The 1437-nt window shown below is 43.3% G+C and carries 1 pseudogene; it reads right to left on the bottom strand.

Going from position 1 to position 1437, the window contains the following annotated elements:
• Positions 1–1437, bottom strand: a pseudogene (locus ACFIKO_RS08910) (phage tail protein); the annotation flags it as partial.

The raw sequence follows: 1437 nt of genomic DNA on the forward strand, positions 1-1437 counted from the left end.
GGTAAAGGTTTTAATGGTCTGGGTTGAAGTTTTGTTGATTGAAACATTAAAGCCTAGCTTTTTTTTCATCCAATTAGGCATCCAGCTGGTTAATTTGCTTATCATGCCGCTAAACCAATCAGACAAAGCATTCCATTGGCTTTTGATACCTTCCCAAAGCCCGTTAATCAGATTGGTTCCTACTTCCATTAAATCGACACCAAACAGCCATTCAATGAGTTCATTGATTTTTTTCGAAATCCAAGTCAGTGGTGAAAAGTTTTTAAAGAACGTCAAGAGGTTATTGAAAACGTTACTACATAAGCTCGCAAAAGAATTCCACAAGTTGCTTATGAAGCTTACTACCGTATCCCAATTTTTGTAGAGCAGATATCCAGCAGCAACAAGGGCTGCTATGCCGGCAGCGATCCAGCCGACAGGTGTGGTCATGATTGCGATACCAAGCGATATAAAAGCAGAACCAACGGCAGTTATTGCCGAAATCAGTGTACCTACAAGAGTTAAAGCAAGACTGGCAACTGCAGAAGCAGCTGAGGCTAATGCTGAAAGCAGTGATCTTCCCAGAGTAGCAGAAAATCTAATAAAAGCTTTATCTGCTGCGATTATTTTTGAGAGCAGGGATTTTCCAAGATTTGCAGCCAGACCGGTAATTTTAGAACCAACGGAAGTGAAGGCTGAAAGCACTGGTCCTGAAAGAGCGAAAGCAAGCCTGATAAAAACTGCGCTTACTATGGCTAGTGATGTAAGCAGCCAGCCATTGATTTTGTCCCAATTTTTGTAGAGCAAATATCCAGCGCCTACAAGAGCTGCGATGCCGCCAATTAGCCACCCGATAGGTGTCGTCATAATTGTGATACCAAGGCTAACAAACGCTGCTCCTACTGCGGCTAATGCGGCAATGAGTGGACCAAAAATGAACGAACCAAGTGCCACAAGTCCTACCTTGAAAAGGGTTATTTCACCAATCAGAGGTTCTAGCCATTGGAACCAGCCTTTAATTCTCTCTGTGAGATCACTGATGCCTTTTCTTAAATCGGAGGTAGGATTAAGCAAATCATTAAAGACTTTTTTTACGCTTTTAGCCCATCCAGCAACGGTTGTTTGAATGAGGTCGCGGTTTTCATCAATCAACTTTGAAAAACCGTCAATCATATCATTAATCACGGGCATGAAACGGGCGCCAATAAAGCTCGCGATACCGCCTATTTTTTTCTTAAAGGCTCCCATTTTGTCACTTAAGTCCGCTGCATAGCGTGCGACATCAGCACCTATGAGCCATTTTCCTTTCCGCGCCTTTGCAAACAGCTCTTTGATAGGCGCCATTCCTTGCGCAAGCATGGCGGCCATTTCCTTGCCATCACCACCAAACAGCAGGGCAGCAATATGCTGTCTTTGTGCTTGATTTTTCATCTTACTCATCTTGTCGGTAATTTCTTC

Origin of the sequence: Bartonella sp. TS82HLJMH (genome assembly GCF_042193495.1) — a bacterium.
In the GTDB taxonomy this organism is placed as follows: domain Bacteria; phylum Pseudomonadota; class Alphaproteobacteria; order Rhizobiales; family Rhizobiaceae; genus Bartonella; species Bartonella grahamii.